The following is a 25240-nucleotide window of genomic DNA, read 5'->3' on the forward strand; positions in this document are numbered from 1 at the left end:
CCGCGACAGGAGTCGGTCGAAAAGGTACCCCTCATGGCCATGCGTTCCATCGGTTCATTGACCATTTCGTTCGGTCTGGTGGCGATTCCAGTCAAGCTGTACACCGCGACTCAGACGGCGAATGCCATTTCATTCAACCTGTTACACAAAGGTTGCGGATCGCGCCTGAAGCAGCAGTACGTCTGTCAGAAAGACGGCCAGGTGGTCGAGCGCGACGACATGGTGAAAGGCTACGAGTTCGCCAAGGACCAGTACGTCCAGTTCAGCAACGAAGAAATCAAAGCGATGGAAGAAATCGGCACGCACTCGATCGACATCGCCGAGTTCGTGCCCATCGAGTCCATCGATCCGGTGTATTTCGACAAGACCTACTACCTGGCGCCCGACAAGGGCGGCGCCAAACCCTACGGCTTGTTGAATGAAGCGCTGAAGGACACAAAACGTTGTGCCGTCGCCCGCTGGGCCGCGCGCGGCAAGTCGTATCTGGTGGCGCTGCGCCCTGTCGGCGATGTGCTCACCATGCAACAGCTGCACTTCGCGACCGAAGTGCGCTCGGCCACCGAAGTCGAAGTGACCAAGCCGGATGTGAAAGCACAGGAACTGAAGCTGGCCAAGCAATTGATCGAACAGCAAACCGCCGACACCTTCGATCCCACCGCGTACGTCGACGACGTGCGCGCCCGGGTCGAGGCGGCGATTCAGAAGAAGGTCGAAGGCCAGGAGATTTCCGTGGCCGAAGGCCCGGTCGAGACCGGCGGCAAGGTCATCGACCTGATGGAGGCCCTGCGCGCGAGTCTCACCAAGACTGAAACCGCCAAGGCCAATGTCGCCAAGCTCGGACCCAGGAAGGCGCCGAAGAGAGTCGAACAGGCGGAGAAGCCTGCGCGCAAAGCCAGCAAGCGCTGAGGGTACGGGGACAGATCTTTTTTCGCTCCCGCCGGGCTGAACGATGCGCCCTACGCGGTCAGCGAAAATAGATCTGTCCCCTTTACCCGCGGCCGACGCCTCCGTGCAGACATACAGTGTTCAAGATGTAGAACGGGTGTTGCGCCTGTCGCGCAGTACCATTCGGGGCCTGATCAAAACCGGCTTCGTGCAACCCGCGCGCGGCCCCAAGCGACAGCTGCAGTTCTCGTTCCAGGATCTCATCGTGCTCCGCGCCGCCCGCGCGTTGCTCGAAGCAAAGATTTCGCGCCGTCGTATCAATCGCTCGTTGGAAGATTTGCGGCGTCACCTGCCAGAGCAGATGCCGCTGTCGGGCTTGAGCATCAGCGCCATCGGCGATCGCGTGGTGGTTCGCGACGGCAAGAATCATTTTCAGGTCGACGACGGCCAGTATGTGCTCGGGCTCGATGTGAGCGTGGAGAACGGCGTCATTCGAGTCGTCGAGCACAAGGAAACACCCGCTCCCGCCACGCCGCCGGCCGAAACCGCCGATGACTGGTTCGACAAGGCTTTGAGCCTCGAAGACGCCGATGCGAAAGCCGCGCAGGCTGCCTATGAGCGCGCTGTCGAGATCGAGCCCGACTTCGTGGCCGCCTGGATCAATCTGGGCCGTCTGCATCACGCCCGTCACGACGAAAAGAAAGCGGAGATTGTGTATCGCCGCGGCATCCAGGAATGCGGCCCGAATCCCACGCTGATGTTCAATCTCGGCGTCGTGCTGGAAGACCTCGGCAAGCTGGACGACGCCATCGAGGCGTATCAGTCAGCGATCAGCGAGGATCCGAACATGGCGGACGCTCACTTCAATCTGGCGCGTTTGTATGAAGCGCAAGGCAAGGAACAGCACGCCATCCGCCACCTCGGACAATATCGACGACTGGTCAGCGCTTCGGAAAGTCGCTGAGCGCGCTCAGCCTTTCAGTTGCGGTAACACCTTCGCCGCGAACGCTTCGATAAACCCCTGCTGATTCAAGTCGACCTGGTGCAGATAAATCGTGTCGACGCCGAGCTCGGCATACTCCTGCAGCCAGGCCGCGTGGCGCGACAGGTCCGATGAGATCAGCACGCTGCCATGCATGTCTTCGGGCTTCACGAAACGAGTCGCTGTTTCGAAATCCTCCGGCGAGCGCAGCTCCCAGCCGATGTCACCGCCAAGTGTGACGTACCTCCAGTGATCGAAGGCGCCCTTGAGCGCCTCTGCCTCGGAACGAGCCCAGTTCAGTGCGACCTGCACACTCACGGGCTTGCCTTCGCCTCCGCCGCGGCGGAACGCGTCCATGACTTTCTTCAACTGCGGCGGCTTGCTGGCGACGGTCAGTAATCCGTCGCTCCAGGCGCCGACGAACTCCGCAGTAGCTTCTGTTACAGCCGCGGCCATCAGGGGTGGCGGCGTCTTCGGGCGCGAATACAGCTCGGCGTCGACCACGGTCACCGTCCCTCGATGCGTCACTCGCTCGCCGGCGAGCAACGATCTGATGATGTCCGCGCACTCTTTCATCTTTTCGTTGCGCTCTGGCTTCGAGGGCCACGACGTGCCGGTGATGTCTTCGTTGATCCGCTCGCCACTGCCGAGCGCCAACCAGAACCGATCAGGAAACATTTCGGCGAGCGTGGCCGCGGCCTGCGCCATGACGGCCGGATGATATCGATAGCCCGCCGCCGCGATCACACCGACAGGAAATGAAGTTCGCGCCAACGCAGCCCCGAGCCACGACCACGAATGCCCGGAGTGCCCTTGCGACCGACTCCAAGGCTTGAAATGATCGGACGACATGGCGCAGTCGAAACCCGCCTGTTCCGCCGCGATCGTATATTTGAGCAAGTCCGAAGGTGCGAACTGCTCGTGCGAGGCATGAAATCCGATACGCATCTCGAAAGCTCGTCGCGGTCAGTGCCGCTCATCCGGCGCCGCCGGCTCGCGGCGTAGCGCGTAATTCATCCCGCCAACGCGGAACCACTTGTAACCGAACGCCGTCAACGCAATGTCGTGGCGACCCTGCCGATCCGCTCTGCTGTCATCCGTACCCAATAGATCGACGAGCCGTTCGCAGCCATCGCCCTCCACCACCAATCGCACCTGTTGCGGCTGTCGATTGAAGTTATGGACGACGACGACTTGATTGCCACGCCACGAGTAACACAGGCACAGCACGCCGGGCACGCCGGTGTGCAGTAACGACCATTCGCCCCAACCGATCTCCGGACATTCTTTGCGCACCCGGATCATCTTGATCATCCAGTTCAAGAACGAGCCCGGATCGCGCCGTTGTGCGTCGACGTTGATGCTCTTGTAGCCGTACGGCCCTTTGGAAATAACGGGATGCACAGTCCTGCGAGCTGTCGAGAAGCCGCCGTTACGTTCGCTCGACCACTGCATGGGCGTGCGCACGGCATCGCGCTCCTTGAGCGACAAGTCCTCGCCCATGCCGATCTCATCGCCATAGCGCAGGACCGGGGACCCTGGCAGCGAGAACATCACGCTATTGGCGAGCTCCAGGTGACGACGGTCCCCCAGCATCGATGCGAGCCTGCGTCGGATGCCGCGGTGATACAGCTGCATATGGGGCTCGGGGCCGAAACGTTTGAACACTTTCTCCCGACGCTGTTTCGGCAGCCGCTCGATGTCCAGCTCATCGTGATTGCGTAGAAACACCGCCCACTGGGTCGCGTCGGGAATCTTGCGCGTCGCCTTGAGCGCCTGCTCCAGCGGCTTGGTATCGCCCGAGGCCAGCGCGTAGAACAGATGCTGGTTGACCCAGAAGTTGAACATCATGTTCAGGCCATCGCGTCCATCGCCGAAATAACGTTGCGTTTCCTTCGGCTCCACGTTCGCTTCACCGAGCAGCGCTGCGTGTCCCGCACGCCATTGCAGGAACTGTCGCATCTCGGCCAGGTACTCGAATTGCAATTCCCCTTTGGGCTGCTGGGAAGGCTCCAGGATGAATGGCACGGCATCGACCCTGAAGCCGTCCACGCCGAGTTGCAGCCAGTACCCCATGACGCGGCGAATCTCGGCGCGCACCCTTGGGTTGTCCATGTTCAGATCGGGCTGAAAGTCGTAAAAGCGATGGTGGTAGTACAGTTTCGCCTTCGGCTCGCGTGTCCACACCGACTTCTGCACGCCTGGAAACACCATGCCTTTGTTCCAGCCGGCCGGCCTTTTCTTGGACCAGATGTACCAATCGCGATACTCGGAGTCCGGATCACGACACGCCTCCTTGAACCAGGGATGTTGATCGGACGTGTGATTGACCACCAGATCCAGGATCACGCGCATGCCACGCTTGCGCGCGTGATTCACGAACTCGACGAAATCACCGCTTGACCCATAGCGACGGTCGACGCCGTAGTAATCGCTGATGTCATAGCCGTTGTCACGGTTCGGCGAAGGCTGGAACGGCGCGAGCCAAAGCACGTCGACGCCGAGCGAGTTCAGATAATCCAGCCGGTTGATCAGCCCGGGGAAGTCGCCCACGCCGTCGCCGTTGCCATCCATGAAGGTGTCGAGGTCCAGGCTGTAGACAATGGAGTTCTTGTACCAGAGGTCTTCAATCATGATGGGATTCCGGGAGGAGGCTCAGCCCGGGTAGGCGAGCGTGGTCGCGATCGCGTTGGCGGCCTGACTGGTGTCACGGCGTGTGAACTGCACCACCACGGGATGGTCCGCCACGACCAGAACCGCATAGGGAGTGTCGAGCGGCAAGGCGTGCGGATCGATGAGATCGTTGAAACGTACGTGCCTGACGCGTTGGGCCACGACCTTCAGCGGATACGGCCCGACGGGCTCGCGGTCTTCGTAGTAGATCGTCAGTTGCAGATGCGCATCGAAATGGCCGGCGTTCAGCACACACAACTCGTCGCGACTCGTGTCGCGTGGCTCGGCGCCGGAGCTCAGTAACGGCATGTGGCCACCGGGAATGGCCCACACCTTCGAGCCGATGGTTTTGAGCACAGTCACTCCTCCCCCAGCAGCTGAGCCATGGGCTCCGGCAGGAACACGCCGTTCGGATCCAGCTCTCGTCGCAGCTTGATAAAGTCATCCCAGCGCGGGTACAGGGCAGCGAGCTGTTCCGCACGCAGCGAATGTTTCTTGCCCCAATGCGGCCGGCCGTCGTAGGCGCGCACGATGAACTCGATGTCGTCAAAATATTCCTGATACGGCAAGCTCGCGTTCTGGTGCACCGAAATCGCCACCGAGTCACGCCCGTGCACGGGACTCAGGAAGGCATCGTCTCTCGCGATGAGCCGGTACAGCACACGCCAGCCCACATGCTTGCGATGCCGCTGCAGGATTCTTTGCCGCACCTCGCGAAAACATTCAGGCCCCGCGTCCGCGGGCAGGAAGTACTCCAGCTCTTCGAACTTCAACTCACGCTCGCGCGCGATGATCTCGTGACTGAATCCCTCCTGTTCCTTGATACAGCGCGCGAACGGTAGCGAGGGAGGTGGAACCTCGGGTGGATTCAGCGTACGAATCTTCACTTCATCTCGACGGGGATACCAGTAAAAGTCGAAATTGCGATGCGCATCGGCCAGCTCGTCCAGATGCGCCAGACAATCCTCGGTGCGCGCGCAGTACTCACGACGCCTGAGCCGGTAGGTCGGTTCGAGCTGCAGCCGCACGGCGGTAAAAATCCCCAGCAGTCCCATGGACACGCGAGCGGCATTGATGAGATCGGGATGTTGCTCGACAGACCAGTCGACGACCTCCGCGTTGCCGGTGATCGCCCGAACGCCGATCAGAGTCGCGGAAATGTTCTGCAGTTTGCGGCCGGAACCGTGCGTGCCCGTGCTGATGACGCCCGCGATGGTTTGTGTATCGACATCGCCAAGGTTTTGCATGCCCAGGCCGACGTTGTGCAGGATGGATCCGAGGTCATGGAGCACGGTGCCCGCACCCACCATCGCTCGATGGCTGTGCAGATCGTAGTCAATCAGCCCATGGTGATCGCGCATCGACATGAGGATGTCGGGCGTCTGCACAATCGGCGATGAGGAGTGGCCGGAGCCTGCGACCCGGATCTTGCGGCCGCGCGCCGCGGCGTCGCGGACGTACACGCAAACGGCCTGTTCCGTCGCCGGCCACACCTGCGAGCGTGGAATAAAGCGCAGGCTACCCGACCAGTTGATGAATTCGTCCGCGGAATGAGTGCGCAAGATCTTCACGTGTGGCGGCAGGCCCAGGCGGAAAACTCAGCGGAGTCACGCACCTAGAACGACACCGCTGCGCCGTAGGTTCCTCGCCGACGTATAAGTCACTACCGCGCTGAAACATGAAAACGAATCTTTCGCGGAACCTTGCGGCGGGCCCACGCGTCACACGCATCGGAAGCAGCTAAGTTATCGGTGGAATGAACCAGAGCAATCGTGCTCTAACATCAGGAACCGAAATCCGATGCTCTTCCATCGCCGTAATTTCACGAGGGTCATCCTAGATTGAGATAGGGTCATCCTCAGGTTCGCAAGAGATTACGGCACGAAGCCCCGCCCTTTGCGGGGCTTCGACTTTATGGGCCTTTGATTTTCAGAGAGTCGGCCTTTCGAGGACTTCGTATTCGAATGGATCGGTCTGCAGCGGTTTGCTCGGCAGCGGCCGCTTGGGCAAGGGCTCGTCGCGCTCGGCCGACATCCACAGCAGCGACGCCATGATCACCGCCGCCTGCTTCAGATCTTCCATCTTCAGATGATCGTAACTGTCGATGCTCGTGTGGTGAACGCGAGTGCCGTAGTCGAGCGGATCTTGGAGGAACTGGAACCCCGGGATGCCCACTGCCGACATCGGCACATGGTCAGTGCCATACGTCGGCGCGGCCACAACTGCGTCAGCGCCCATGCTCGCGAACGGCGCGAGCCACGTCTTCAGAATCGGTGTGACTGCAATGTTTCCTTCGGCGTAGATGCCGCGGATCTTGCCGGAGCCATTGTCGAGGTTGAAGTACGCGGCGAGCTTGTCGTAGTCCGGCCCAGGCTTGACGGGCCAGCGCAGATTCCAGGTCGCATACGGGGGTAGCGAAGCGCGCTCCGGCGAGTCGAGCGGCGCACGTGAGACCAAGTGACGTTCCGCGTAATCGAACGAGCCATACAGCCCCTGCTCTTCGCCGTTCCAGAGCGCAAAGCGGATCGACCGCTTGGGCTTGAGTCCGAGCGTTGTCAGGATGCGCGCGGCCTCCATCACGACGGCGCTGCCCGCGGCGTTGTCTTGAGCGCCATCGGAAGCAACCCAGCTATCCAGATGCGCACCGGCCATCACGTAACCTGACTTGGCGTCGCGCCCGGGCAGGTCGGCGAACACGTTGTACGCCTTCGAATCTTCATCGTGATAGTGCACGACGCTGACCAGTTCCAGCGTCGGCGCCGGACCCGCCTTCGCCAGACGCGCGAGTTGGCGATAGTGCTCGGCCGCGAGCTCGAAGCCCGGCAGCTTCGGTGACTGGTCGCGACGATGCATATAGCCTTCACCATGCAACAGGCCACCATCGCGATAGGACTTGCGCACCCACGCGAGCGCGCCTTCCGAAGCCAGGAACTCATCCCGCTTCGCTTCGAAGCGAACACGCTCCAGACGCTTCTCGACTTCCTCGTCCATGGACACGAGCGGCTGACGAATCACGTCCATCTTGCCGATGTCTTCCCGGTTCAAGCGAGCGAAAGGCGCCACGGCCGGCTCCGAACCTGTGTCCGGCTGAGTCACCAGCACGATCTGACCCCGCAGTTTGCCGCGCCACCGCTCGAAGTCCTCGGTCTTGGTCATCGGCGCGACGACGATGGATGCGCTGATCGCGCCGTTGGTGGCCGGCGTCCAGGCCACCGGAATGGCGCGATACTCGGCGATGCGCGGCTTCAACATACGGACGCTGGATTTTTCGATGGACCAGCCGCGTCCGAATTCGAAACCTTCTGTTCTTACATTCTTCAAGCCCCAGTCGCGAAACTGCTGCTGCGTCCAGCGCTCCGCTTCACGCATTTGCGGCGAGTTCGTGAGCCGAGCGCCGATGCGATCCGTGAGATACGCGGCCGTCATCGGCAGATGACTGCGATTGAAACCCTCGTCGACGATACGATTGATGGTGGTCAGGTCAGCCTGATCGGCCGCCACCGCCGTGATGAATACAGACGTGCTGAGAATGCAGGCCACTGACGCCATACCGGCGCGCAACGCTCTCGCTACCATGCCTCGCTCCATTGTTGGAATCTGACACGACAGTGTAACGTCGCCGCGCCGGCGATGCGTGCATTAAACGGTAACGGCGGTGGTATGCGTCCTAGGCCGCCGCCCGTACCGGCATGCCAATTTCTTCCAACTGTGCCGGAGCAGTGGCATAGCTTGCGCTCGATTCGACCGCGCGGCCGGCGATCTGGAAGAAGGCGATGGAATCGATCAGCTCGCGGGCCTGCATCTGCATGGCCTTGCTCGCGGCCGCGGCTTCTTCGACCAGGGCGGCGTTTTGCTGGGTGGTCGTATCCATCTGCGTGACGGCGTGGTTCACCTGCTGAATACCGGAGGATTGTTCCTCGCTGGCCGCGGAAATCTCGGCGACGATGTCGCTGACGCGCTTGATGCTGGTGGTGATCTGCTGCAGCGTCTCGCCGGAGGCTTCGACCAGGTCCGAGCCGGCCTTGACCTTGCCCACCGAGTCGTTGATGAGATCTTTGATCTCCTTGGCGGCCGTCGCGCTCCGCTGCGCCAACGAGCGCACTTCCGAAGCCACGACAGCAAAGCCACGGCCCTGCTCGCCGGCGCGTGCCGCTTCAACCGCTGCGTTGAGCGCGAGCAGATTGGTCTGGAACGCAATCTCGTCGATGACGCTGATGATGTCCGCGATCTGGCGGCTGGACTCGTTGATCTCGGCCATGGCCGACACGGCTCGAGTGACGACGGTGCCGCCCGACTCCGCCTGATTCCGAGCGCCGAGCGCCAGCGCATTGGCCTGCCGCGCGCTGTCGGCATTGCGTCGAACGGTGGCAGTCATCTGCTCCATGCTGGACGCAGTTTCTTCCAGCGCAGCGGCCTGTTCCTGCGTGCGCTGAGACAGATCGTCGTTACCTTGCGTGAGCTGATCGGCGGCATCGCCGACCGCATTCGCCGAGTTGCGGACGCCGCTGACGATCTCGCCCAGCTTGCCGTCCATCGACTTGAGCGATTCGAGCAGCACGCCCAGCTCATCCCGACGCTCGATGCGCACTTCGCCGCCAAGCTGGCCGCCTGCGATCCGGCGCGCCACTAAAACTGCGGTGTTCAGCGAGCTCATGATGGATTTCACCAGGAACACCGACAGCGTCACAGCCAGCAGAATGCCCAGGCTGGCGAGACCGAGCACGCGGACGCGATTGCTCTCGTACATCGCCTCCGACTCGTCGCGCATCTTCGCGGCGTTGTCGAACTGATACTGCATGGACGCTTGAATGTTCTCGCTGAACGCGGCGAACGCCGGCTCCAACTGATCCATGCGCAAGACATTGGCGCGATCCATGTCGCCAGCGCGCACGGCGCTGCGAATCGCTTCGATCGCCGCGAGCACCGGCTGGCGCAGACTCATCGTTTCGTTGTGGAGCTTGCGAGCGCCCTCGGTCGTGATCAATGCCTCACGATCGACGATGCGCTTTTCGATTCGAGTCATATCCTGCTCGATCTGCCGTTCGGCGGCCGCGAACGCCGCGGGCGTCCGTTGCGCCAGCGCGAGATCCAGCACCTGGACGATATGCAGCTGCAGGGAATGAATTTCCCCGATCCACGCCACGGGCTGAGTGCGGCGCTCGAACATGTAGTTCACGTTGTAATTGATCTTGCTCAGAGCCATCAGGCTCATGAGCAGAACGGCCACCAGGACGCCGACCAGGACACCCGTGGTGGCGATGAGGCGGGCTTTGATGCTGAGATTCATGACAGGACACCGGGATAGGGACTCGGTGTCTATCGGCCGCGCACTGCAATTACTGGAGGCGGCAACGTCGCGATCAGGGTTTGCCTAATCGCTCGGCGTAGGAACTCGCTGAGCGCGCGCGATTTCGATGATCTTGCTTTCGTTGCTGTCGGCGTGACCGAGTTCGCACAACCGGCGATACGCGTCATTCGCCAACGCACCGAAAGGCGCGCCGATGCCGAGCTTGCGGGCCAGGCGCATGGCGTAGTCCACGTCCTTCACGCGCAGTTGTGGCGTGAATTGAATGTTCTCATCGTGGCGGCCTTCGACGATGCGGCGGGCGTTGCGCACGACCTGCGGGCTTGCGGCCTGTCCGCTGGCGATGGCCTCGGCCACGGTGTGCAGATTCAGCCCGGCGCGCTCCGCGATGGCCATACCCTCGGCGACCGCGGCGATCTGGATCGCACCTTGCAGATTGATCATCAGTTTGTACGCCGTGCCGGCGCCGATGGCGCCGAAATGAATGGTCTGTTTCGAGAATGTGTCGAGCACCGGCTGCGCCCGCGCCAGATCCTCGACCGCTGCTCCCACCAATAATGTGAGCTCGCCCGCGGCGGCCATGTCTGGCAGTCCCGTCACGGGACAATCGATGTAACGCAGCGACCGGCGTTGCGCTTCAGTCGCCAATTCCAACACCCAGTCCTGGGATAAGGTGGAACATTCGATCGCAAGCGTGCCCGCCGGCAAGGTGTTGGTAAACACGCCCTGCTCGCCCATCCACACCTCGCGCGACGCTGCATCGTCGGCGACCATCGAAATGATCAGCTCCGCGCCCTCCGCGGCCTCGCCCGGCGAATCGCACAGAGTGGCGCCCCGCTCGACCAACAACGCCGCTCGCTCAGCGGTGCGGTTGTATACGCGCAGTCGATGGCCCGCGGCCAGCAGCCGCTGCGCCATGCCCGCTCCCATTCGCCCCAATCCAATAAAGGTCACGTTTGCCATCGCGATCCTTCTAAACGTTCTCCACGGACCCCCGTGCCCTGACCGTACCACGGTTTGTCCCTAATTCCGCGACGCCAGTGGCTGGCGTACGGTCCTTGGGCTTTGCCAACGACTACGAAAAGTACGCAGGACAGTACGTGAACGCTCGCAACTCACCGTTGCATCTTGTGATCGCCATCCCGATGTTCGCCACGACCTGGGGTGCGATCGCGGACAACGTGATCATTCGCGACCCCACGTTCGAAGAGCTGGCAAGTCTTACTGTCACATCGGTGACCGGCACAGCGCGGCCGCAATTCACCACGCCCGCCGCCGCCCACGTTTTCACCGCCGAGGAGTTGCAATCTCTCGGCGTCAGAACCATCCCGGATGCGTTGCGCTATGCGCCCGGGATGCAAGTCTCGCAGTTCGACGCACACCGATGGTCGGTCTCCGCGCGCGGTTTCAATTCGATTGCAGTGGACAAACTTCAGGTGCTGGTCGACGGCCGCTCGGTGTACACGCCGCTTTGGTCCGGCGTGTACTGGGAACAGCACGCATGGCTCGATCAGGATCTCGATCGCGTCGAAGTCATTCGCGGGCCGGCCGGCTCGGTATGGGGCGCCAACACCGTCAATGGCGTGGTGAACATACTTTCTCGATCCGCACGCGATACGCAAGGCACTGCGCTCACCGTCGGCACGGGAACCGAAGAGAAAGCATTCGGCAGCTTCAGATACGGCGGCGCTGCTGGCGAACACGCCTGGTATCGCGCGTACGTCGATTACAGCCGAAACGACGACACTGAGTTGGGCAACGGCAGCGCTACCGGCGATGCATGGGAAATGGGCCGCGTCGGTGTTCGCTACGACCGGGAGGACGGCGCCAGCCGCACCTTCATCAAAGCGGAAGCGCACTCCGGAGATTTCGATGAGCCTGGGTTCGTGGCCACGCCGACGCCGCCCTTCCGAACAATCCTGCCGCGCGGCTTCAATCGTGGCGGGTTCGTGCAGGCCGCCTGGTCACGCAAGTTGCCCGATGGCGCGGAGCTTGCGGTCGGCGGATGGTACGAGCGGCTCGAGCGCCGACTGCAGCCGACTGACGAGCGCAGCGATACGTTCGATGTCGGCGTTCGATATGGCAAGCAGTTCGGAGATCACGTCATCAACGCCGGCGCGCTCTATCGCTACATCGACCACGAGACGATTCCCAGTTTCGCGCTGACGTTTTCACCCGCCGACCACACGCTCCATCAATGGTCCGGCTTCTTGCAGGATGAGATTGAGCTCGCCCCCAGCTTGAGCGCGACGCTCGGCGTTCGCGTAGAAGACACGCCGTTCTCCGGCCAGGAATGGCAGCCCAATCTGCGGCTGAGTTGGAGTCTCTCGGAAGGACAGTTGCTGTGGGCGGCCGTGGGACGCGCGGTGCGCACGCCGACCATCGCCGATGAGTCACGAAGGTATGTCGTGCGCGTTTCGCCGCCAGGAACATTCGGCCCTGGCTCTCCACCGGTGCAGCAGCAAGTACTCGGCGATCCGGATCTGCAGTCGGAAGAGCTGCTGGCCTACGAGCTGGGCTGGCGCGGTCGCTGGAACAATGGCGCGATGCTCAGCGCCTCCGCGTTCTACAACGATTACGACGACTTGATGGTGTTCGATCGACTGCCGCTCGACACCGTAACGCTCGCGCCCCAGTTCTGGCGCATGCCACTCGTGCCCGTCAACGCCGGTTCGGGTCGAGCGACCGGAGCGGAAGTGACAGGATTGTGGCGGCCGATCCCACGCTGGCGGTTGTACGGTGAAGTCTCTTACCTGGATCTGCACGTACTGCCGCCCGCGTACGAGCTGTCCAGAGTCCTCACGGGATCGTCGGCGCAGCTGCAAGCCTCGTTGCGCTCCTATTTCGATCTCGGCGACGACTGGGAAATCGGCGTCGGACTGCGCTACGTCGACGACTTGCCGGCGCTGCGCGTCGAAAGCTTCGTTGGAGCGGAGATGCGCATCGCAAAGGACCTGACGAATCGCGTGAAGCTGTCGCTGGTCGGCCAGAATCTATGGGACTCGCGCCATGCGGAGTTCCGCTCCGGCTCCTTTCCGCTCGACAGCTACATCGAGCGCAGCGTCTATGTCGCACTCACCTGGCGCAGGTAAGCAATGCGTTGGCTACTGTGGCTCATGTTTCTTCCCGTGACGGTAGTCGCGGCGAACGTGAGCGGCGCGCCGGAGTACAGCATCAAGGCCGGCTATATCCTGCTGTTCACGCGCTATGTCGAGTGGCCGCAGTCCGCGTTCGCGACGGCCAAGGCTCCGATACAGATCTGCGTGCTGGGCACGGACCCTTTCGGCCCCGTGCTGGATCAGACCCTGGCCGGACAGCAAAGCCAGCGACGTCCGCTGAGCCTGCGCCGGATCGCCGACCCTCACGCCGCCGACGGTTGTCACGTGCTCTTCATCGGGACCGCCGCGATGGAGCAAACAAAGCAGTGGCTCGCGGCGGTCAGCCGTCAGCCGGTACTCACCATCTCCGATCATTCCGAAGCGTTGGAATATGGCGCCATTCTGGGTTTCGTCAGCGAAGTCGAAGATGGACGGGCGCGCATCCGCTTCGAAGCCAACCTGCCCTCGATGCAACGCGCCGGCTTGAGCGCGAGCTCGCAGATGCTGGTGGCCGCTCGCAAGGTTCATCGCGACGATCCCGGCATCTGAGCCTCGAGGAACACGCAATGACGCCTCTCGACTTCAGCAACCTGCCGCTTCGACGCCGGCTGTTGCTGCTGGTCGGATTGGCGGCGGTCGTGGCGTTGCTGCTCGCAGTGGCCGCTGCTGCGATTTACGAATACACCACATTTCGGCCCCGAGCCGCGGAGCAGGCACGCGCCCAGGCTCAAAGCATCGCAGCTATCGTGACCGCTTCTGTGGAGTTTCAGGACGCGCGCACCGCGAACCAGTATCTGAGCGCGTTCGGACGCGATCCGAGCATCGAAGCGCTCGCGATCGTTCAGGACGGAGGCGTTCTGTTCGCCAAATATCATCGCCCAAACACGCAGCCCATCGACTTCGCGGACGCGAGCGTGCGAAACCAGCTCGTGACCGCCGGGCGAGTGCTGACCACCTACCCCATCGATACGCAAAGCGGAGTACATGCCGCCCTGTGGATGTCGGCCCTGCCGCCGCCGTTCGCCGACCGTCTCTTGGAATATGCGCCGCTGCTCGGCGCCGTCGCTTTGTCGCTGTTCGCGCTGGCCATCATGCTGTCGATCACGCTGCGTCGTGCGATTTCAGAGCCGGTGCAAGCGCTAGCCGCGACGGCGCGCGACGTGACACGACTGCGGGATTATCGTCGGCGAGTGTCGAGCGCCAGCAGCGATGAAGTGGGCCAACTCGCGCGCGATTTCAATGCCATGCTCGAAGCCGTCGAAGAGCGAGAACGCGCGCTCCGACAGAGCGAGGAAACCGCGCGTCGCCAGCTCATCGAAATCGAAGCGATCTACGCCAATGCTCAAGTCGGACTGTGCGTGATCGATCGCGAGCTGCGCTACGTGCGCGTCAACAAGGTCAAGGGTGAAATGAGCGGCCAGCCTCCGGAGGCCTTGATCGGCCGCACGATCTGGGAAGCGACTCCGCAACTTGCCAACGCGCTCGGCCCGATCTGCGAGCAAGTGCTCGAAACCGGTGAGCCGGTGGCGAATGTCGAGTTCCACATCACGGCAGGACCGGAAGCAACGACACGGTACTGGGTCGGAAATCATCACGCGCTGCGCGACGAAGTCGGCAACATCATCGGCGTCAACGTGGCCCTTCACGACATCACCGATCGCAGGCGGGCCGATGAGGAACGGTTGGTGCTGGAAGCCCAGCTGCGACAATCGCAGAAAATGGAAGCGCTGGGCACGCTGGCGGGCGGCATCGCGCACGACTTCAACAACGTGCTGACCGCGATCTCCGGCAATGCTCAGCTCGCTATCGAGGACCTGGCTCCGGATCACCCCGCTGCCATCTCGCTGCATGAAATCAAGCGAGCGACGGCGCGCGCCAAGGACCTGGTGCGCAGAATCCTGGCGTTCAGCCGCCCGGAACAAAATATTCAACATCTGATCGACCTGCGGCCCGTGGTCGAAGAAGCCCTGCGCCTGCTACGGGCGGCCGTGCCGAGAATGATCGACATGCGTCTGGAAGCCGAGCCGGATCTGCCCGCCGTGATGGCCGACGCCACACAGGTTCATCAAGTGTTGATGAACCTCGGCAAAAACGCCTGCGACGCCATGCAGGCGCATGGCGGCACGCTGACCATTCGACTCTCGAGTGAACGGATCCATTCGCTGCTGGAGAGTCCGTCACCCGATTTGCATCCCGGCTGTTACCTGCGCATTTCCGTGGCGGACACAGGCACTGGCATTCCACCCGAGTTGATCGAACGCGTGTTCGAGCCCTTCTTCACCACCAAAGGACCCGGCGAAGGCACCGGCCTCGGGCTGTCCGTCGTACACGGCATCGTCAGAGGGCATCGCGGCGCCATCCTCGTTCGTAGCGAACTCGGCGTCGGCACGACGTTCGACCTTTACTTTCCCGCGGCCGACGTTGGAGCCGGCACTACCGATCAAACATCCGCGACCGCCGCGACGGCGGCGGGCCGAGGCGAACGCGTGCTCTATGTCGATGACGAAGATCAGCTGGTGCATCTGGTGACCCGAATGATGGAGCGCATGGGTTACAACGTGACAGGCATGACGCGTCCCACGGACGCGATCGAGGCGGTGCGCGCCGATCCTCGCAGCTTCGATCTGGTGCTGTCCGATCTGGGCATGCCCGGCATGAGTGGGATGGACCTGGCCGAAGAACTGCTTCAGATCCGTCCTGACCTGCCCATCATCATCACCTCGGGCTATGTCCGCACCGAGGATGCGCGCCGCGCCGAGCAGATCGGTGTGCAGGACGTCGTCATGAAGCCGAACACGGTGGCCGAGATCGGTCAATTGATTCGCGATCGCCTCGACGCGCTCCGAAAATAACAACAGCGGTTACAACTGCGACGACAAGGCGGCGGCCGCGTTCTCCACGATCTTTTCCGTCAACGGCCGGTTCCGCCAGCTTTCCAGCGTGATCTGTCGGGTGCGTTTCAGATCGCGCTCGAACACCTCGGTCAGCTCCCGCGCGAAGGCCGTATCGTAGACATTCAAATTGGCTTCGTCGTTCAGACGGAACGATCGCGTGTCGATGTTGGTGGACCCCACCGAGACCAGCAGCCCATCGACGATCAGCGTCTTGCAATGGAACATCGTCGGCTGGTACTCGAAGATCTGCGCGCCCTCCGCCAGCAACTCGCCCCACGAGGCGCGCGACGCCTTGCGTACGATCTCGGTGTCGATGTCCTCGCCGGGCACGATGATGCGCACCCGCACGCCGCGCTTGAGCGCGTCACCCAACACACGCAAGGTCAGCTCGTCCGGCACGAAGTACGATGCCGACAGATCGATGGTCTTCACCGCCGACGAAAACGCCAATAGATACATGAGTAACATGCTGTCCGCGCCACCCGTCGGCGAGCTGGTGAACACTTGTCCGGCTGCGTCGCCGACCCGCGTGAGCGGCGGAAAATAAGCTTCCCCGCGCAACACACGCCCGGTCGCCTTGATCCAGTTGTCCATGAACGCAGCCTGCATCTGCGCGACGGCCGGTCCTTCGATGCGATAGTGCGAATCGCGCCAGTGCTCCTCGTCCTGAGCATTCCCCTGCCATTGATCGGCGATGCCGACGCCGCCCGTGAAACCGATCTTGCCATCGACCACCAGCAGCTTGCGGTGCGTGCGATTGTTCATGCGGACCAGGTGATACCAATGCAGCGGGTGATAACGCTCGATGCGCACGCCCGCCTGGGTCATGCGATGGATCAGCACCTCGTCCATCTTCTGGCTGCCCACCCAGTCGACCAGCACGTGCACCGGCACTTTGGCCCGCGCCCGCTCGCTCAACGCCTCGGCGAACTCGCGACCGATGTCGCCCGACCAGTAGATATACGTCTCGAAATTGATGCTGTGACGGGCGCCGCGGATCGCCGCCAGCATGGCCGGGAAGATCTGCTCGCCGTTCTCGAAGTTGGCGACGCGGTTGCCCTCGATGATGGGCGGCCCGAGCAGCGTGCTCAACTCATGCCGGAAGCGCGGATCGTCGGTCGCATAACGGTGCTCGACCTGGCGCTGAATGCGCCGCTCCGGCTGCACGAAGTTCAGCGCGATGACCGTGAGGGCAATGGCGAGTAACGCACCCACCAGTCCTGCGACCAGGATGCGCCTGCGGCTCCAGCTCATGGCACAGAAACGCCGGCATCCCGGCGTTGTGTTCCCAAGCCGAAGTCGGCGTTATTTTCTTTTGCCGGGCGTCTGCCGGTTCTTGGCCACGATGGCTCCGAGCAGCAGCAGGAATGCCACCAGCCGCACCATATAAATGATGGGGCTACCCTCGCTCGGTTTGTCCACCATCAGGAACGCCATGCGGTTGATGCCTTCGATGGCGAAGGCGGCGGCGAACGCGAGGAACAGGTTGTCGCGGGTCTGGCGATAAAAGCGCCAGAAGAACCCGGCGGCGGTCAGCGACGCGGTGACGATCACTCCCAGTAAGAAGCCCTCGATCATGACTCACTCGCTCTCGAACACCAGGCCGTAAACCAGCAACAGCATCGCGGCCGCGGCCGTGCCGAGGCGCCACATATACAGACTCTGCTCGGGCCCTAGCACGCCCAGATCGATGAACAGCAGCGCATTGGAGACGGTGAGACCGCCGAAGCACAGTCCGCTCCACAACAGCAGGCGGCTGCGCGATCGGGCGAAGCCGCGCAACAGCAGGATGCAGCACGTCGCCGTCACGAGCGCCCCTAACAAATAGACGAGGCTGGCCATTAGTCGTTGTCCTTGAGCCGGAATGCCCGTGCGAAGTCGCGCACCGAAGCCGATGCGTTCGAATGGATGAATCGTGTCACTTGCACGAGTTGAGTGCGATAAGACTGCGCCACCTTCTGGAGCAATTGGGTCTGCGCATCCGATCTCGCGATGTACTGGTACTTGGCCGGCGACTGCTCCACTCGGGCGATCAGCGAACGGCGCGCCAGGTCCTCGAGAATGCCGCTCGCATGCTTCTCGTTGACATAGATACGCGCGGCCAGCTCCGCCACCGTCCACACGATCGCGGGCGACTGAAAGATCAGCAGCAAGGCCTCCAGGTGAGGCACCGTGTCGATGCTGTCGAGGATGAATCGCTCGACTTCCGGATCAATCGCTCCCGTCATCTCACCCGCTCGTTCGACCTTTGCTGCTCTTGCTCGTTATAATCACGGTCCGCTGAACCTTGTGAAATGTCTACCTACACAGAAAGTTCCGTGACGACAAAACTTTTGTCGTGAACTTTCCGCCAGCGTAGGACGACCTCGTGTAAGGGTTGCACGTGTTGCATCGAATGGATAGCTTGCTGCCGACTTTGAAGCAACAACAACGACTTGGTCGGCTTCTATTTTCTTCGCGTAGTGCTATCACAGGGCCCGTTTGGGCCACCGTCTGCCGCATTGATCCGGAGCTTTGAATGCAAACCCCCGCGAGAGTCCGTCGTCGCATCGCCAAAGCACCCGTGAAAAAATTACCCACTCGAAAGGCCGCCAGCGCCCGAGCGCCGCTGCCCTTCGATCTAAAGAACCTGTTGCTCACCCTGCAGGCGGTGCGCGATGGCGATTTCTCGGTGCGCATATCGGGCGACTACGAAGGCATCGAAGGCAAGATCGCCGAGACCTTGAACGAGATCATCTCGTCCAATGAGCGCCTGGCGCAGGAAATGTCACGCGCCGGCCAGCTGGTGGGCAAGGAAGGCAAGACCCGTCATCGCGTTGCCATCGATCGCCGCGCCGGGGCCTGGGGCGACATGGAAGGCTCGTTCAACACGCTCATCGACGACCTGCTCTGGCCGACCACTGAAGTGACCCGGACCATCACGGCCGTCGCCAAGGGCGACCTGTCGCAGACCGTGCGGCTCGAAGTCGACGGGCGCCCATTGAAAGGCGAATTCCTACGATCGGCGACCATTGTTAACACGATGATCGAGCAGATGGGCCTGTTCACGTCCGAAGTGACGCGCGTGGCCCGCGAGGTCGGCACGGAAGGCAAGCTCGGTGGCCAGGCTTCGGTGCCCGGCGCCGCCGGCACCTGGAAGGACCTCACCGATAATGTGAATTCCATGGCCGGTAACCTCACCGGCCAGGTTCGAAACATCGCCGAGGTGGCCACGGCCATCGCAAGCGGCGACTTGTCCCGCAAGATCACCGCCAACGTCCGCGGCGAAATTCAACAGCTGAAGGAAGCCATCAACACGATGGTGGACCAGCTCCGCTCCTTCGCCTCCGAAGTGACGCGCGTGGCGCGTGAAGTGGGCTCCGAAGGCAAGCTCGGCGGCCAGGCCGTGGTGCCCGGCGTCGCCGGCACCTGGAAAGACCTCACCGACTCGGTGAACTCGATGGCCGCGAACCTCACCGGCCAGGTGCGAAACATCGCCGAAGTGACGACCGCGGTGGCGCGAGGCGACCTGTCCCGCAAGATCACGGTGGACGTGAAAGGCGAAATTCTGCAGTTGAAAGAAACCATCAACACGATGGTGGACCAGTTGAACGGCTTCGCCGCCGAAGTGACGCGCGTGGCGCGCGAAGTGGGTACCGAAGGCAAGCTCGGCGGCCAGGCCACCGTGCCGGGCGTCGCAGGCACGTGGAAGGACTTGACCGACTCGGTCAACTCCATGGCCTCCAACCTCACCGGCCAGGTCCGAAACATCTCCGAAGTGACCATCGCCGTGGCGAACGGCGACTTGTCCCGCAAGATCACGGTGGACGTGCGCGGCGAAATTCTGCAGCTGAAGGAAGCCATCAACACGATGGTGGATCAGCTCCGCTCCTTCGCCTCCGAAGTGACGCGCGTGGCGCGCGAGGTGGGCTCCGAAGGCGAGCTCGGCGGCCAGGCCATCGTGCCGGGCGTGGCAGGCACCTGGAAAGACTTGACCGACTCGGTCAATGCCATGGCCAAGAACCTCACGGGACAGGTTCGTAACATCGCCGAAGTGACCACCGCCGTGGCGCGCGGCGACTTGTCCCGCAAGATCACCGTCGACGTGAAGGGCGAGATTCTGCAGCTGAAGGAAACCATCAACACGATGGTCGACCAGCTCAACGGCTTCTCCGCCGAAGTGACCCGCGTGGCTCGCGAGGTGGGCACCGAGGGCAAGCTCGGTGGCCAGGCCATCGTGCCCGGCATCAGCGGCGTGTGGAAAGACCTCACCGACAACGTGAACTCCATGGCCGGTAACCTGACCGGCCAGGTTAGAAATATTTCCGAGGTGACCATCGCCGTGGCGAACGGCGACTTGTCACGCAAGATCACGGTGGACGTGCGCGGCGAGATTCTGCAGCTGAAGGAAGCCATCAACACGATGGTGGATCAGCTGCGCTCGTTCGCCTCTGAAGTGACTCGCGTGGCGCGCGAGGTGGGCTCCGAAGGCAAGCTCGGCGGCCAGGCGATGGTGCCGGGCGTCGCGGGCACGTGGAAAGATTTGACCGACTCGGTCAACGCCATGGCCACCAACCTCACCGGTCAGGTCCGTAACATTGCCGAAGTGACCACCGCCGTGGCGCGCGGCGACTTGTCGCGCAAGATCACGGTGGACGTGAAAGGCGAAATCCTGCAGCTGAAGGAAACCATCAACACGATGGTCGACCAGCTGAACGGCTTCGCCGCCGAAGTGACGCGCGTGGCGCGTGAAGTGGGCACCGAGGGCAAGCTCGGTGGCCAGGCCGAAGTGAAAGATGTGTCGGGTGTGTGGAAAGACCTCACGGACAACGTGAATTCGATGGCCTCCAACCTCACCGGCCAGGTCCGAAACATCGCCGACGTGGCCACCGCCATCGCCAGCGGCGACTTGTCGCGCAAGATCACCGTGGACGTGCGTGGCGAAATCCTGCAGCTCAAAGAAACCATCAACACGATGGTGGACCAGCTCCGCTCCTTCGCCTCGGAAGTGACGCGCGTGGCGCGTGAGGTGGGCTCCGAAGGCAAACTCGGCGGTCAAGCGTACGTGCCCGGCGCCGGCGGCACGTGGAAGGACCTCACGGACAACGTGAACTCCATGGCCTCCAACCTGACCGGCCAGGTTAGAAACATCGCCGAGGTGTCCACCGCCATCGCGCGAGGTGACTTGTCGCGCAAGATCACCGTGGACGTGCGTGGCGAAATCCTGCAGCTGAAAGAAACCATCAACACGATGGTCGACCAGCTCAACGGCTTCTCCGCCGAGGTGACGCGCGTGGCCCGCGAAGTGGGCACCGAAGGCAAGCTCGGCGGCCAGGCCGAAGTGAAAGGCATCAGCGGCGTGTGGAAGGATCTCACCGATAACGTGAACTCCATGGCCGGCAACTTGACCGGTCAGGTGCGAAACATCGCCGAGGTGGCCACGGCCATCGCCAACGGCGACTTGTCCCGCAAGATCACGGCCGACGTGAAAGGCGAGATTCTGCAGCTGAAGGAAACCATCAACACGATGGTGGACCAGCTGAACGGTTTCGCGGCCGAAGTGACACGCGTGGCGCGTGAAGTGGGTACCGAGGGCAAACTCGGCGGTCAGGCCGAAGTGAAAGACGTGTCGGGTGTGTGGAAAGACCTCACCGACAACGTGAACTCGATGGCCTCGAACCTCACCGGCCAGGTGCGAAACATCGCCGAGGTGGCCACGGCTATCGCGCGAGGCGACTTGTCTCGCAAGATCACGGTGGACGTGCGCGGCGAAATTCTGCAGCTGAAGGAAACCATCAACACGATGGTGGACCAGCTCAACGGCTTCGCGGCCGAAGTGACGCGCGTGGCGCGTGAAGTCGGTACCGAAGGCAAGCTCGGCGGTCAGGCCATCGTGCCGGGCGTCGCCGGCACCTGGAAGGACCTCACGGACAACGTGAACTCCATGGCCTCGAACCTCACGGGCCAGGTGAGAAACATCGCCGAAGTGTCGACCGCCATCGCGCGCGGCGACTTGTCACGCAAGATCACGGTGGACGTGAAAGGCGAAATCCTGCAGCTGAAAGAAACCATCAACACGATGGTGGACCAGCTCAACTCGTTCGCCGCCGAAGTGACGCGCGTGGCGCGTGAAGTCGGTACCGAAGGCAAGCTCGGCGGTCAGGCCGCGGTGCCCGGCGTCGCCGGCACCTGGAAGGACCTCACTGACAACGTCAACACGATGGCGAACAACCTCACCAACCAGGTGCGCGGCATCGTGAAGGTGGTGACGGCCGTGGCCAACGGCGACTTGCGTCAGCGCCTCACCGTCGAATCGAAGGGTGAAGTCGCGGCCCTCGCCGAAACCATCAACAGCATGACGACCACACTCGCCACCTTTGCCGACCAGGTGACGAGCGTGGCCCGCGAAGTGGGCGTGGAAGGCCGACTCGGCGGTCAGGCCAACGTGCCCGGCGCCGCCGGTACGTGGAGAGATTTGACCGCGAACGTGAACCTGCTCGCCGCGAATCTCACGACGCAGGTGCGCGCCATCGCCGAAGTGGCCACCGCCGTGACCAAGGGCGACCTCACCCGCTCCATTCAGGTCGATGCGCGCGGCGAGGTGTCCGAGCTCAAGGACAACATCAACGCAATGATCGGCAACTTGCGCGAAACCACCGAGCGCAATACCGAGCAGGACTGGCTGAAGACCAACCTCGCCAAGTTCAGCCGCATGATGCAAGGTCAGCGTGACCTCGTGACCATGGGCGAAATCCTGCTGGCCGAGCTCGCGCCGCTGGTCGGCGCGCAACAGGCCATCCTGTACATCGCCGAGCTGGATGGCGGTCAGAAGGTGCTCAAGGAATTCGCTACCTACGCCGACGCCAATCGCGGCGAACGTCGTCAGTACGCGTTGCGTGAAGGCTTGGTCGGGCAAGCGGCCGCCGACGGTCGCCGCATTCTGCTCGAGAACGTGCCCATCGACTCCATCCACGTCCGCAGCGGCTTGTTGGCCGCGCGTGCTCGCAACGTCATCGCCCTGCCCATTCTGTACGAAGGCCAGGCGAAGGCGGTGATCGAGCTGGCCTCGTTACACGAATACACAGCGTCGCAGCTGGCGTTCCTCGAACAGCTCGCCGGCAGTATCGGCGTCGTGCTCAACACCATCGAAGCCACGATGCGTACCGAAGGCTTGTTGAAACAGTCGCAGGAGCTCGCGGGCGAATTGCAGACCCAGCAGAAAGAGCTGCAGCAAACCAACGAAGAGCTGGCCAACAAGGCCATGCTGCTCGCCGAACAAAACGCGGAAGTTGAACGCAAGAACGAGGAAATCGAGCTCGCGCGCCGCGCGCTCGAAGAAAAGGCCACGGAGCTTGCGCTCACGTCGCGTTATAAGTCCGAGTTCCTCGCGAACATGTCGCACGAGCTGCGCACGCCGCTCAACAGTATTCTGATCCTGGGTCAGCAGCTGGCCGAGAACGCCGATCAGAACCTCTCGCCGCGCCAGATCGAATTCGCCAAGACCATTCACGGCGCCGGCACCGACCTGCTAAACCTGATCAGCGACATCCTGGACTTGTCGAAGATCGAGTCCGGCACGGTCACCGTCGAATCGGAAGATCTGTTGTTCTCGCATCTGCGCGAGACCATCGAGCGCAATTTCCGTCACGAAGCCGAGGCGCGCACGCTGCAGTTCACCACCGACTTCGATCCGGCGCTGGGCCGGCAGATCTCGACCGATCCGAAGCGACTGCTGCAGGTGTTGAAGAACCTGCTGTCGAACGCGTTCAAGTTCACTGCGCAAGGCAGCGTGACATTGCGCGTGCGCCTGGCCGAGTCCGGCTGGAGCTCCGATCATCCGGTGCTGAACCAGGTCGCCGCGGTCGTTGCCTTCTCGGTGACTGACACCGGCATCGGCATCGCGTCCGAGAAACAAAAAATCATTTTCGAGGCCTTCCAACAAGCCGACGCGGGTACGTCCCGTAAGTACGGCGGCACGGGCCTGGGCCTTGCCATCAGTCGCGAGCTGGCGCACCTGCTGGGCGGCGAGCTGCGCCTGGTCAGCGTGCCCGGCCAGGGCAGCACGTTCACGCTCTATCTGCCGTTGGCCTATGTGGGTTCGGCGTATCGACAGGCGAAGAATCTGCCTGGCGCCGCCAGCTCGCAAAGCCAGCCCTTCCAGCCGCTGGCGCTGCCGTTGCGGGCCGAGGAGCTGGTGGACGATCGCAACGATCTGCAGGCCGACGACCGCGTGCTGCTGATCGTCGAAGACGATCCGCACTACGGCAAGGTGCTGCTGAACCTGGCGCGCGACAATGGCTTCAAGGTGCTGGTCGCGAAGACTGGCGCGGACGGCCTGGCGCTCGCCCGCAAGTATCGCCCGACCGCGATTTCGCTCGACGTGTTCCTGCCCGACATGCTCGGCTGGACGGTGTTGAATCAGCTCAAACAGAACCCGGCCACCCGGCATATTCCGGTGCAGATCCTCACCGTCGAGGAAGAGCGCCAATACAGCCTGGAGCGCGGCGCCTACGGCTTCATGAACAAACCCGCCACCACCGACGAGCTCGCGGCGGCGCTGCAGAGAATCCGTAACTTTGCGGCCGCCAACGTGCGCGACCTGCTGGTGGTGGAAGACGATCCGGCCGAGCAGCTCAGCATCGCCGAGCTCATCGGCTTCGACGACGTGACCATCACCGCGGTCGGCAGCGGCAAGGAAGCGTTGCAGGCCATGCGCACCAAGCAGTTCGACTGCGTGGTGCTGGACCTGCGTCTGCCCGATGTATCCGGCTTCGAGCTGTTGACCGAGATCCAGGCCGATCCGAATCTGCGTGATACACCTATCGTGGTGTTCACCGGCCGCGACCTGTCGCAGGCCGAAGAGCAGGAGCTGCGCACCAAGGCCAAGAGCATCGTGCTCAAGGGCGTGCGCTCGCCGGAACGGCTGCTGGATGAGACCGCGCTGTTCCTGCACCGGGTGGTCACCAATCTGCCGGCGTCCAAACAGAAGATGATCGAAGCGCTGCACGAGGGCGACGAGCCCCTGCACGGCCGCAAGGTGCTGGTGGTGGACGACGACGTCCGCAACATCTTCGCCTTGAACAGCGTGCTCGAACGGCGCGGCATGCACGTCATCAACGCCAGCAACGGCATGGACGCGATCAAGTTGGTGGAATCCACCGAGGACCTGTCGCTGGTGCTGATGGACGTGATGATGCCGGAGATGGACGGTTACGAAACCATGCGCCGGATCCGCGGCAACGCCAAGTTCCGGTTGCTGCCTATCATCGCTTTGACCGCCAAGGCCATGAAGGGTGACCGGGAAAAGTGCTTAGAAGCGGGAGCTTCCGACTATGTTGCGAAACCCGTCGATACAGCGCAGTTGCTGTCTCTGGTAAGAATGTGGCTGCAGCCTTAGGCGATGAATCCGCCAGAGGCCCAGTGA

The 25240-nt window shown here is 62.4% G+C and carries 17 protein-coding genes; 6 read left to right on the forward strand and 11 right to left on the reverse strand.

Annotated features, from left to right (window positions below):
• Positions 1 to 33 precede the first annotated feature (33 nt).
• Together VGD45_RS21545 and VGD45_RS21550 are read left to right on the forward strand one after the other, a co-directional pair.
• On the forward strand, positions 34 to 906 hold the full coding sequence (locus VGD45_RS21545; protein ID WP_331157412.1) for a Ku protein: 873 nt from the start codon (positions 34 to 36) through the stop codon (positions 904 to 906).
• 103 nt (positions 907 to 1009) lie between these two features.
• Positions 1010 to 1849 carry a tetratricopeptide repeat protein gene (locus tag VGD45_RS21550; protein WP_331157413.1) on the forward strand — a complete coding sequence of 280 codons (840 nt, stop codon included), beginning with the start codon at positions 1010 to 1012 and terminating at the stop codon, positions 1847 to 1849.
• A gap of 6 nt (positions 1850 to 1855) precedes the next feature.
• Here the strand turns inward: VGD45_RS21550 and VGD45_RS21555 are convergent, their stop codons facing one another.
• From VGD45_RS21555 to VGD45_RS21585, 7 genes are all read right to left on the reverse strand, one after another.
• Positions 1856 to 2815, reverse strand: a complete 960-nt coding sequence (locus tag VGD45_RS21555; protein ID WP_331157414.1) for a TIGR03885 family FMN-dependent LLM class oxidoreductase — start codon at positions 2813 to 2815, stop codon at positions 1856 to 1858.
• A gap of 18 nt (positions 2816 to 2833) precedes the next feature.
• A complete protein-coding gene (locus VGD45_RS21560) occupies positions 2834 to 4501 on the reverse strand; it encodes an alpha-amylase family protein (protein ID WP_331157415.1) in 1668 nt (555 codons plus the stop codon).
• A gap of 21 nt (positions 4502 to 4522) precedes the next feature.
• Entirely contained in the window at positions 4523 to 4903 is a 381-nt protein-coding gene (locus VGD45_RS21565) for a sensory rhodopsin transducer (RefSeq protein WP_331157416.1), read from the reverse strand.
• Positions 4900 to 6102 carry a D-arabinono-1,4-lactone oxidase gene (locus VGD45_RS21570; RefSeq protein WP_331157417.1) on the reverse strand — a complete coding sequence of 401 codons (1203 nt, stop codon included), beginning with the start codon at positions 6100 to 6102 and terminating at the stop codon, positions 4900 to 4902. Before VGD45_RS21570 ends, VGD45_RS21565 begins: the two co-directional genes overlap by 4 nt.
• A 367-nt stretch (positions 6103 to 6469) precedes the next feature.
• A complete protein-coding gene (locus VGD45_RS21575; protein WP_414717596.1) occupies positions 6470 to 8089 on the reverse strand; it encodes a M28 family peptidase in 1620 nt (539 codons plus the stop codon).
• 118 nt (positions 8090 to 8207) lie between these two features.
• Positions 8208 to 9827 (reverse strand): methyl-accepting chemotaxis protein, encoded by a 1620-nt coding sequence (locus VGD45_RS21580; protein WP_331157419.1) that lies wholly within the window; start codon positions 9825 to 9827, stop codon positions 8208 to 8210.
• A gap of 84 nt (positions 9828 to 9911) precedes the next feature.
• Positions 9912 to 10859 (reverse strand): NAD(P)-dependent oxidoreductase, encoded by a 948-nt coding sequence (locus VGD45_RS21585; protein ID WP_331157420.1) that lies wholly within the window; start codon positions 10857 to 10859, stop codon positions 9912 to 9914.
• A 26-nt stretch (positions 10860 to 10885) separates the two neighbouring features.
• On the opposite strand from VGD45_RS21585, the gene VGD45_RS21590 reads away from it, so the two are divergent.
• The 3 genes from VGD45_RS21590 to VGD45_RS21600 are packed head-to-tail and all read left to right on the forward strand — an operon-like array spanning position 10886 to position 15795.
• A complete protein-coding gene (locus VGD45_RS21590) occupies positions 10886 to 12937 on the forward strand; it encodes a TonB-dependent receptor plug domain-containing protein (protein WP_331157421.1) in 2052 nt (683 codons plus the stop codon).
• A gap of 3 nt (positions 12938 to 12940) precedes the next feature.
• A complete protein-coding gene (locus VGD45_RS21595) occupies positions 12941 to 13492 on the forward strand; it encodes a YfiR family protein (protein WP_331157422.1) in 552 nt (183 codons plus the stop codon).
• Between the two features lie 17 nt (positions 13493 to 13509).
• The gene (locus VGD45_RS21600; RefSeq protein ID WP_331157423.1) at positions 13510 to 15795 is read left to right on the forward strand and encodes an ATP-binding protein; all 2286 of its coding nucleotides are present in this window, start codon (positions 13510 to 13512) and stop codon (positions 15793 to 15795) included.
• Between the two features lie 9 nt (positions 15796 to 15804).
• Here the strand turns inward: VGD45_RS21600 and VGD45_RS21605 are convergent, their stop codons facing one another.
• From VGD45_RS21605 to VGD45_RS21620, 4 genes are read right to left on the reverse strand one after another with little or no spacing between them, the layout of a single operon-like run.
• Complete coding sequence (locus VGD45_RS21605; protein WP_331157424.1) at positions 15805 to 17091, reverse strand: phospholipase D-like domain-containing protein; 1287 nt, start codon at positions 17089 to 17091, stop codon at positions 15805 to 15807.
• A gap of 51 nt (positions 17092 to 17142) precedes the next feature.
• On the reverse strand, positions 17143 to 17415 hold the full coding sequence (locus tag VGD45_RS21610) for a DUF5985 family protein (protein WP_331157425.1): 273 nt from the start codon (positions 17413 to 17415) through the stop codon (positions 17143 to 17145).
• Between the two features lie 3 nt (positions 17416 to 17418).
• A complete protein-coding gene (locus VGD45_RS21615; protein WP_331157426.1) occupies positions 17419 to 17679 on the reverse strand; it encodes a DUF5985 family protein in 261 nt (86 codons plus the stop codon).
• Positions 17679 to 18065, reverse strand: a complete 387-nt coding sequence (locus VGD45_RS21620) for a hypothetical protein (RefSeq protein ID WP_331157427.1) — start codon at positions 18063 to 18065, stop codon at positions 17679 to 17681. The genes VGD45_RS21615 and VGD45_RS21620 overlap by 1 nt, the downstream gene beginning before the upstream one ends.
• 935 nt (positions 18066 to 19000) lie before the next feature.
• On the opposite strand from VGD45_RS21620, the gene VGD45_RS21625 reads away from it, so the two are divergent.
• On the forward strand, positions 19001 to 25213 hold the full coding sequence (locus tag VGD45_RS21625) for a HAMP domain-containing protein (RefSeq protein WP_414717597.1): 6213 nt from the start codon (positions 19001 to 19003) through the stop codon (positions 25211 to 25213).
• Positions 25214 to 25240: the final 27 nt, after the last annotated feature.

It is taken from the genome of Steroidobacter sp. (assembly GCF_036402275.1).
Taxonomy (GTDB): Bacteria; Pseudomonadota; Gammaproteobacteria; order Steroidobacterales; family Steroidobacteraceae; genus Steroidobacter.

What these genes read in the sequence shown, in the direction of transcription:
- VGD45_RS21545 (WP_331157412.1), top strand. Translation starts at nt 34, where the DNA reads ATGGCCATGCGTTCCATCGGTTCATTGACCATTTCGTTCGGTCTGGTG.
- VGD45_RS21605 (WP_331157424.1), bottom strand. Translation starts at nt 17,091, where the DNA reads ATGAGCTGGAGCCGCAGGCGCATCCTGGTCGCAGGACTGGTGGGTGCG.
- VGD45_RS21595 (WP_331157422.1), top strand. Translation starts at nt 12,941, where the DNA reads ATGCGTTGGCTACTGTGGCTCATGTTTCTTCCCGTGACGGTAGTCGCG.
- VGD45_RS21575 (WP_414717596.1), bottom strand. Translation starts at nt 8,089, where the DNA reads ATGGCGTCAGTGGCCTGCATTCTCAGCACGTCTGTATTCATCACGGCG.
- VGD45_RS21625 (WP_414717597.1), top strand. Translation starts at nt 19,001, where the DNA reads ATGGCCGGTAACCTCACCGGCCAGGTTCGAAACATCGCCGAGGTGGCC.
- VGD45_RS21560 (WP_331157415.1), bottom strand. Translation starts at nt 4,501, where the DNA reads ATGATTGAAGACCTCTGGTACAAGAACTCCATTGTCTACAGCCTGGAC.
- VGD45_RS21600 (WP_331157423.1), top strand. Translation starts at nt 13,510, where the DNA reads ATGACGCCTCTCGACTTCAGCAACCTGCCGCTTCGACGCCGGCTGTTG.
- VGD45_RS21580 (WP_331157419.1), bottom strand. Translation starts at nt 9,827, where the DNA reads ATGAATCTCAGCATCAAAGCCCGCCTCATCGCCACCACGGGTGTCCTG.
- VGD45_RS21555 (WP_331157414.1), bottom strand. Translation starts at nt 2,815, where the DNA reads ATGCGTATCGGATTTCATGCCTCGCACGAGCAGTTCGCACCTTCGGAC.
- VGD45_RS21620 (WP_331157427.1), bottom strand. Translation starts at nt 18,065, where the DNA reads ATGACGGGAGCGATTGATCCGGAAGTCGAGCGATTCATCCTCGACAGC.
- VGD45_RS21610 (WP_331157425.1), bottom strand. Translation starts at nt 17,415, where the DNA reads ATGATCGAGGGCTTCTTACTGGGAGTGATCGTCACCGCGTCGCTGACC.
- VGD45_RS21615 (WP_331157426.1), bottom strand. Translation starts at nt 17,679, where the DNA reads ATGGCCAGCCTCGTCTATTTGTTAGGGGCGCTCGTGACGGCGACGTGC.